Origin of the sequence: uncultured Cyclobacterium sp. (assembly GCF_963976465.1) — a bacterium.
Classification (GTDB): domain Bacteria; phylum Bacteroidota; class Bacteroidia; order Cytophagales; family Cyclobacteriaceae; genus Cyclobacterium.
Genome location: NZ_CAXBOC010000219.1, coordinates 1 through 8536, shown reverse-complemented (window position 1 = coordinate 8536; position 8536 = coordinate 1). Strand labels below are relative to the sequence as shown.

Annotated in this window: 8 protein-coding genes; 5 read left to right on the top strand and 3 right to left on the bottom strand. The window is 39.2% G+C overall.

From position 1 onward, the window contains the following. Positions 1-2259 (top strand): AsmA-like C-terminal region-containing protein (locus AAC037_RS13170; RefSeq protein WP_339903428.1); only part of this gene is annotated, 2259 nt, incomplete at its 5' end. 6 nt (positions 2260-2265) lie between these two features. On the opposite strand, the gene AAC037_RS13165 is transcribed toward AAC037_RS13170, so the two are convergent. Together AAC037_RS13165 and AAC037_RS13160 are read right to left on the bottom strand one after the other, a co-directional pair. Beyond that, the gene (locus AAC037_RS13165) at positions 2266-3189 is read right to left on the bottom strand and encodes an AEC family transporter (RefSeq protein WP_339903427.1); all 924 of its coding nucleotides are present in this window, start codon (positions 3187-3189) and stop codon (positions 2266-2268) included. Positions 3190-3263: 74 nt separating this feature from the next. Beyond that, the gene (locus tag AAC037_RS13160) at positions 3264-3635 is read right to left on the bottom strand and encodes a UDP-glucuronosyltransferase (RefSeq protein ID WP_339903426.1); all 372 of its coding nucleotides are present in this window, start codon (positions 3633-3635) and stop codon (positions 3264-3266) included. Positions 3636-4081: 446 nt separating this feature from the next. Here AAC037_RS13160 and glyA point away from each other — a divergent pair, with 446 nt between their 5' ends. From glyA to rpiB, 3 genes are read left to right on the top strand one after another with little or no spacing between them, the layout of a single operon-like run. Beyond that, positions 4082-5350 carry a serine hydroxymethyltransferase gene (gene glyA, locus AAC037_RS13155; protein WP_339903425.1) on the top strand — a complete coding sequence of 423 codons (1269 nt, stop codon included), beginning with the start codon at positions 4082-4084 and terminating at the stop codon, positions 5348-5350. An 11-nt stretch (positions 5351-5361) separates the two neighbouring features. Further along, positions 5362-6207: a twin-arginine translocase subunit TatC gene (tatC, locus tag AAC037_RS13150; protein WP_339903424.1), complete on the top strand. Its 846-nt coding sequence runs from the start codon at positions 5362-5364 to the stop codon at positions 6205-6207. Positions 6208-6217: 10 nt separating this feature from the next. After that, on the top strand, positions 6218-6652 hold the full coding sequence (rpiB, locus tag AAC037_RS13145) for a ribose 5-phosphate isomerase B (RefSeq protein ID WP_339903423.1): 435 nt from the start codon (positions 6218-6220) through the stop codon (positions 6650-6652). A 22-nt stretch (positions 6653-6674) separates the two neighbouring features. Here rpiB and AAC037_RS13140 read toward each other — a convergent pair whose 3' ends face one another. Continuing rightward, a complete protein-coding gene (locus AAC037_RS13140; protein WP_339903422.1) occupies positions 6675-8081 on the bottom strand; it encodes a hypothetical protein in 1407 nt (468 codons plus the stop codon). A gap of 85 nt (positions 8082-8166) precedes the next feature. Here AAC037_RS13140 and rbfA point away from each other — a divergent pair. After that, positions 8167-8536 (top strand): 30S ribosome-binding factor RbfA (gene rbfA, locus AAC037_RS13135; RefSeq protein ID WP_339903421.1); only part of this gene is annotated, 370 nt, incomplete at its 3' end.

Genomic DNA, 8536 nt, shown 5'->3' with positions numbered 1-8536 from the left:
CTTGCTATGCCTGGGAATGATATAGAGATGGATGCCAAGTTTTATGGACAAGACAATGATTTTAAAAGTGCCCTTTCTTTGGTTCCCGGGGTTTATTCGTCCTCATTTGATGCGCTGAAAACCTCCGGTGAAATGGATTTTTCCGGAGCATTAAAAGGAACCTACAATGAAAATTCTTTTCCTGCTTTTCAGTTTGGTCTTGTAATAAAAGAAGGGATGTTTCAGTATCCAGACCTTCCAAGACCCGTTCAGCATGTAAACATGGATTTAAAAGTTGTCAATGAATCTGGGGATCTGGACTATACGAGCATTGATCTCTCCACTTTTGCCCTCCAATTTGGAGAACAGCCGGTTTCAGGAAGATTAAAAATAAAAGATTTGGTCAGTTATGAGATGGATGGCCAACTTAAAGGTGAATTGGATTTATTGGAAATGTCCTCAATTTTCCCAATTGAAGACATGGAGCTTAAGGGGAAGCTGGCCATTGATGCCACCGCCAAAGGAAGGTATGATAGTGTGGCACAAATTATTCCTGTAATCAACGCGAATATTGATTTATCAAACGGGTATGTGAAAAGTGAGGCCTATCCGGCCCCCATAGATAATATTAATGTGCGCGCAATAGCTAATAATAATACAGGCCAAATGAATGATTTTGCCATTGATGTTCCATCATTTGGCTTTGAGTTAGAAGGGGAGAAAATCGAAGGAGCTTTAAAGTTTAGTGACCTGGAGGAGATGAATTATGATCTCGCCGTACACGGAGCTGTTGATTTAGGCAAGATTGCCACAATTATTCCTATGGAAGATGTCTTGCTGGAAGGTAATATTCGGGCAGACTTGGATGCTAAAGGAAGCTATGCTGCCATTGAGGCGAACCGTTTTGGAGCCCTTGACGCCAAAGGGGAAATGGTGGTCAATGATTTTTATTATGCAGATAAAGATTATCCGCAAGGGATTAGAATCAATGAAGCTTCTGCCAACTTCAGCCCAAAAGCTATCAATCTTACTAAAATGGATGCCCGATTGGGAGAGAGCCCTTTGGAAGCTACAGGTACTTTGTCTAACTATATGGCATTTTTATTAAGTGATGAAGGAAATGAGCTCAAAGGGAATTTGTCCGTTTATTCTAGTAATTTCAACGTCAATGAATGGATGACAGAAACTGAAAGCGTCAATGAAGATACTACCTCTTTGGAGGTCATTGCATTGCCTGATAATATTGATTTTATTATGGATGTGAGAGCAGACAAAATTTTTTATGATAACCTTACGCTTAACAATGCGCAAGGGAAAATGAAGATCAAGGATGCTGTACTTTCTCTGGAAGGGTTTAAAACAAATATGTTGGGAGGCTCAATCGCATTTGACGGGAGTTATAATTCAAAGGATATTACAAAGCCCTCATTCGACATGACGCTGGATATCAGTAAATTGGGTGTGCAAGATGCGTTTAAGTCGTTTGTGACGGTCCAAACATTTGCTCCTATAGCACAGCATGTAACAGGGAGTTTCTCAACAAAATTCTCTTTTTCCGGCTTATTGGGGCAGGACATGATGCCTGTTTTATCAAGCCTTGATGGCTCAGGCTTAATCAAACTGGCCGAAACGGCTATCAAAGATAGTCCCCTTATCCAAGGGATTACAAGTTTGACAAAATTGGAAGATACGGCTACCATTAGTTTAAAGCCCATGAATATTTCAGCTAGAATAGAAGATGGTATGCTGAACATCCCTCCCTTTGAATTGCAATTATGGGACTACCCTGCAAAGATCCAGGGTAGCACCGGCTTTGACGGTCGGATCAATTATCTGGTTGCCATAGATGTTCCAGCGAGTAAGTTTGGTTCAAAGATCAATGGTTTGGTTACCAGTTTAGTTGGAGCTGACTTGTCAGATACCAATGTACCATTGGCTTTTAATATTGGTGGTAGTTATGCCCGTCCGAATGTAGGTTTGGCCTCTTCTGAGACTTTGGACAGCTATATCTCTAATGCCTTGAAAAGTAAAGTAAGCGGAGAGAAGGAAGATGTACAAGAAAAAATTGCTGCTGACTTCAAAGCAAAAGAAGACAGTTTAAAACAAGAGTTTAAGGAGAAATCTGAAGTGGCCAAAGACAGCTTGGTTCAAGAAGCCTCCAAGTTGGTGGATCAGACCAAAGAAAAAGCAGTCAATGAGGTGAAAAACCTGCTCAAGGGATTCACCAATAGGAATAAGCCGGCCACTACAGAGCAGAAAGAAACGCCTAATCCCGAATAATCAGGGCTAGCGAAAATATTCCAAGAGGTAAAACCAAAAGGTAAGGGTAATTACCGAAAGAGGAATACCTACTCCCACCAAAAGTGAGGCTAGTTTTGGACGGAGATTGTAATTGGTCGCAATTATTGAAGAGGTGATCATGGAGGCCATGGCCGCTTCCATGACACTTACTTTAAAAATTAGGTTTTGATCCGGGTTATTCACCGGAATCCAATGATAAATGACATATATTAAAGCAGGGATTAGGATCAGTTTATGGGCAAGTCCATACCAAAGGTAATTGTCCTTGATGTCTGAAACTTTAATTTTTATTTGTAATCCCACGGCAATTAAAGCGATGGGAGTAAGCGTTGCAGAGAAACTCTCAAGCACTTTTTCCACCACGCCTCTGATTTCAATTTGAAATATATTAAGTAAAAGAGCCAGAATAAAGAATAAAAAGGGCGGAAAGAGTAACATTTGCTTGGAGATATCTCTTTTCCTCATTTTTTCCGATCCGTACAGAGAGGCTACAATAATGGCAAGGCTACTGACCACTAGAAAAGAGCCAGTTTGATCAATAAGGACAGCTATTTTTAGTCCTTCAGCTCCATATATGGCTTCGATCACAGGGTAACCAATAAAACCGGTGTTGGAAAGCCCCCCGCATATAATCAGGCATCCAATGGTTTTATTGTCCCAGCCAAAACGTTTGCCTAAGTAGCCAAAAAGAATCCAGGTTATGGTGAAAATAATCCATCCCACCGATACCGGCAGTAGCAATTCCAAACCTAGGTTCAACTTTGAGATGTGCAACAAAGAGACAGCAGGTAAAACCACATATATCAAATAAGCATTCAATGCCTTGGGTGCTTCTACCGGAAAATTTCTGACTTTCTGTAGAATCAAACCTATGAGAATGGAGGTGATAACGATAAGTATGTTTGCCATAGTATTGGAATCTTTGAGCCCATGTAAAATCAGTTTGGGCGACCAATTTTAAGAAAGAAGGCCTAAAATATTATTCAAACGAATCCGAAATGGGTTCTCTTTTGATCAAAATAAAGCTTTAACTGTGGGTAAAGCGTGCTTTCCGCAACGGGAATGCCCAAGAGGGTTTCGTTAATTCCTCCCATTTCTCCTTTCTTATCCACCTCCATCGATTCTATCAGTAAAATCAATTCCTGTAATGGCAGGGGATTTCTGCATTCACTGGGTTTTATTGAATATTCATTTCCATAAAAATCGACTATTTCAAAATAAATTACTCCATCTACCGAAGTAGCAAAAATGCAGATTTCCTCTCCCCATTGACTTTCGGGATAAGTAAGCTTCGCTATCAGGGCATTGGTAGCGGTTTCATTGAAATACGTCTTTGGTTGAAAGTCAAAATTCATATTCAGGCAAATATATATCATTTAACCGCTAATTCGAAATAAAAACCAGGCACTTATCAATTGATTTGAGGTTATGGAAAATTTTCTTTTTAGTGGGTAGCTGTTGAATTTTCTCTTATTGCTAACTAAGGTCTAAGCATAATTTTTGACTCGTTTTCACTGATAAGGAGCTTGATGTTAAGATTACCGTTCAGCTTATTAATATTCTACAGTCCTCAATATTTCCAAAAAAGGCAATAATTTTCTAGAGCTGATATAATTGATAGGATTATTGTTAGCAAAAGCTTGAAATATATTGATTTTACCAACAATCAAATTGAAAAGACAATTGGATTATACATTGTTTAAGAGTAATTTTGGCATTCGAATTAGAATCAAGTCTGATTTACATTCTTTTTACGTAGGTAGGTAAGGATGTGAACTCAGTGAATAGAACAGATCATTACATGAAAAGAGATCAATTAATATTTGACCTGATAGCAAAGGAAGAGGACAGACAGAAAAGAGGAATAGAGCTGATCGCCTCTGAAAATTTCACTAGTAAGCAAGTTATGGAAGCAGCAGGGAGCGTGCTTACCAATAAATACGCTGAAGGTCTTCCCAAGAAACGGTATTATGGTGGCTGTGAAATAGTGGATGATATTGAGCAGATTGCTATAGATAGAGCCAAAGCTCTTTTTGGTGCAACCTGGGCAAATGTTCAACCTCACTCCGGAGCACAAGCCAATGCAGCAGTGTTTTTAGCATGTTTAAAAGCAGGAGATGCCATTTTAGGTTTTGATCTTTCACATGGTGGCCACCTTACTCATGGTTCACCGGTAAATTTTTCAGGAAAGCTATATGATCCCCACTTTTATGGTGTGGAGGAAGAAACAGGCGTGATAGACTACGATAAAGTTGAAGCACAAGCCAGAGAAGTTAATCCTAAATTATTGATTTGTGGTGCATCTGCTTACAGCCGTGATTGGGACTACGAAAGGTTAAGAGCAATAGCAGACGAGGTAGGAGCGATTTTACTTGCTGATATCTCACATCCTTCAGGGTTAATAGCCAAAGGTTTGCTCAATGACCCGCTCGAATTCTGCCATGTGGTAACCACCACCACTCATAAAACCCTTAGAGGTCCTAGAGGAGGTTTGATCCTTATGAGAGAAGATTTTGACAATCCATTTGGTCTAAAAAATCCAAAGGGAGAGTTAAGGAAAATGTCGGCTTTATTGGATTCAGGGGTGTTCCCGGGCACCCAGGGTGGTCCTTTAGAACATATTATTGCAGCCAAAGCCATTGCTTTTGAAGAGGCGCTTTCTGATGAATATTTGGATTATATCATTCAGGTAAAGAAAAATGCAGCAGTTATGGCTGAAGCATTTGTTGAAAAAGGTTATCAATTAATATCAGGAGGCACAGACAATCACTTGATGTTAATAGACCTTAGAAACAAAGAACTAACAGGCAAAATTGCCGAAAACACACTTGGTAAAGTGGACATCACCATTAATAAAAACATGGTTCCATTTGATACCAAGTCTCCATTTGTAACCTCCGGAATGCGTATTGGTACTGCAGCCATCACGACACGTGGACTTGTAGAAGCTGATATGTTGAAAATTGTGGATTTGATCGACCAGTCACTTATGAATCATGAAGATGAGACTAAGTTAGAAGAGATTAAAGCGGCTGTTAACGACTGGATGGTTCAATTTCCTTTATATTAAATTAGAAATAAGTGGCACTCGATCAATATAACGAAGAAGAGGAAGAAGAGAATGGCATGTCCTTCTTGGATCATTTAGAACAGTTGAGATGGCATTTATTGCGATCGATATCGGCGATTCTAATTTTTATGGTCCTTGCATTCCTTTCTAAGGGGTTTGTGTTTGGTCAGGTAATTCTTGGGCCTTCGAAAGTAGATTTTGTGACTTACAGAATGCTTTGTAAGTTGTCTGAACTATTTTATCTTCCGGCCCTATGTATTGAGAAGCTCCCTTTTATTATCCAAAGTAGGCAAATGACAGGGCAGTTTTCCATGCACATTACTTCCAGTTTGGTGGTAGGCTTGATTGCCGCTTTTCCTTATGTATTTTGGGAAGTATGGAGGTTTATCAGTCCTGGGCTATATGCAAAGGAGCGAAATGCTGCCAGAGGAGCAGTTTTCTTTGTGAGCCTACTGTTTTTCATGGGTGCAAGTTTTGGGTATTTTATCTTATCTCCACTTTCAATAAACTTTCTTTCCAACTACCAGCTTGATCCTTCTATTGCGAATGAGTTTGATATCACATCCTATGTGTCAACTTTATCCATGTTGGTATTGGCATCAGCAGTAATGTTTCAACTTCCGGTAGTTATTTATTTCCTGACCCAGGCCGGGCTTGTCTCTTCTGCCAAGCTCAAGGCTTATAGAAGGCATTCCATTGTAGTGATTTTAGTATTGTCTGCAGTGATCACTCCACCGGATGTAATCAGTCAAATACTAATTGCCATGCCTATATTGGTGCTTTATGAAGCGGGTATCATCATCGCCAAACGTTTGGAAAAGAAACGCAGAGAAGAAGAGCTGGAAGACAAGTTATAAAACAATAGTTATGTCAGAAATAATTGCTATAGGAGGTGACCATGCAGGATTCACCTATAAACAAAAGTTGATAGAGATCCTCCAAAAGAAAGGTTACGAAGTAAAGGATTTTGGTCCTTTTTCAGAGGGGTCGGTGGATTATCCTGATTTTATCCACCCATTGTGTAATGCAGTGACTTCTGGAGAGATGAAACGTGGGATTATCATCTGTGGCAGTGGGAATGGTGTGGCCATCACGGCAAATAAACACCAAGAAATTAGGGCCGCTATTTGCTGGAATGAGGAATTGGCAGCCCTTTCAAGGCAGCACAATGATGCAAATTTAATCTCTATCCCGGCAAGATTTGTAAGCTTCGAATTGACAGAGAAAATGGTAGATACTTTCCTTACCACTGAATTTGAGGGCGGAAGACATGCCCGAAGAGTAGGGAAAATACCCTGTTAATATAATATAAAAAGTTTCAGGTTTATTCTTGATTACCCCTATATATCAAACCAATATTGGATTTGCTGTATAGGGGTTTTATTTTTGGTAGGTCATCGATCCATTCGTCGAAAACTCCTGCCTCATCAATAATGATTTCCGGCTGTTCTTTTTTTAAGTCTTGGTAAAACCTGATTTTTCTCTTCCTCTCTCCCATTTTGTCAAAATAGATTTCTGTAAGCCTGAAGTTAAGGTAAGGGCTGGCCATGTTTGTGTTTTGATAAGGTGCCAGGTCACTACCCAAAACCATTACTTTTTCACCGTCAGGGATAGCATGGGTAGCAGAATTCTCCAGTTTGTATTTGCTAAAAGAATTGTCGTTTAGTAAATAAAAGGTCCAGCTGTATCCTATCAAAGGTATTATCAACAATAAGCTATATCCCAAAACATTTTGCGCAAGTTTGGTTTTGGCAATTGAGAAAAAATGGGTGATAAAATAGGCCAATACAGGTACAATACTGATAAACTGGAAAGGGCTTACCCTATCCATTAAAAAAAACATGGAAATATTTAAGAGAAGGAAAAGCATAAACAAATGGTTTTGCTTTTGCTGGTTGACCGTTAACCTTCGTAGTATATTGTTTTTCAAGTACCCCATGATTGCAATGATCAAAGGCAGGAAATAGATATAACTAAGGTCTTTAAAACTGACATGGTAGATTTTATCTAGCTTAAAGGCCAGGGTAAAATACAATTCAATAAAATTAGGTAAAGCGTCATGCCAGAAGAAAAACAAGGCACAGAAAGCCGTAGGCAATAAGAATGCTGTAAGAATCAGTGCAAGTTGCTGAAAAGAGAATCCATTGATAAGTAACCCTGAAAAAATTAGCAAGGGTAAAAATAAGAGATAGGGAAAGTGAAAACAAAAGGCTGTTCCGGCATATATTCCCATAAGTAACACAGAGGGTACGGTGTTTGTGTTAACAGAGGTTTGACTTAATAATTTAGATAAGGCCAACAGAACAAATGTGCTTCCCATTAAAGCTGGGGAGAGGGTCATGAAGTCAAAAGAAAGTTGGTACAATAACAGCATTATGAACGCCGGTAAATAATTGGATTCATCATAAGCATTGTTTTCAATGAGCATATGATTGGCGTAAAACACTTGAAAAAATAGGATGACAGATGCTATAATACGGAAGGATAGCCATGAGTTGGAAAACATAGTGCCATTCAGCCAGTAGACAATAGCTGAAAAAGGGCCCGTATTGTCAATGATTGCTACATAAAGTAAATCTCCTGACTTGATTTGCTGCCCTAATAGTTTCCAGATGAATTCCGGTTGCAAGGTAGGGATGTCCATTAAATAATAGGGTGTCTGCAATAAAATGAAAAGGAAAAGAATTCCTACCATTCGCAGTGGGTCATTAATTTTGAAAAATTCCAGCAAGGTCTATATTTATTTTAAACTCAATTTACGAAATTAAAGGTTACCCGTATATTTCACTAAATTTGTAACGATTAAATATTTAAAAATGGAAAGTAAACGACAACAAAAATATTCCAAATTGATCCAAAAAGAGTTGGGGGAGATATTTCAGAAGGAGGGCAGGCCAATTGTGGGTAAGGCCATGGTCACCGTTACTCGTGTTTTGATGAGCCCAGACTTGGGTTTGGCAAAAATTAATTTGAGCTTTTTATTGGCTGAACCCGCGGAATTAATCGAAAAGGTGGATGAAAACAAGAGCCAAATCCGGAAATTTCTGGGCAGAAGAATTGGTAAATCGGTAAGGATTATCCCCGAATTGGCTTTCTTTTTGGATGAGTCGGCTGCCTATGCGCAACATATGGATGGTGTAATCTCCAAACTAGACATTCCTGAAGCCCCGGAGAAAGAGAATGAAG

Coding starts and splice junctions, on each gene's coding strand:
- AAC037_RS13160 (WP_339903426.1), bottom strand. CDS start 3,635: ATGAATTTTGACTTTCAACCAAAGACGTATTTCAATGAAACCGCTACC.
- AAC037_RS13165 (WP_339903427.1), bottom strand. CDS start 3,189: ATGGCAAACATACTTATCGTTATCACCTCCATTCTCATAGGTTTGATT.
- rpiB (WP_339903423.1), top strand. CDS start 6,218: ATGTCAGAAATAATTGCTATAGGAGGTGACCATGCAGGATTCACCTAT.
- glyA (WP_339903425.1), top strand. CDS start 4,082: ATGAAAAGAGATCAATTAATATTTGACCTGATAGCAAAGGAAGAGGAC.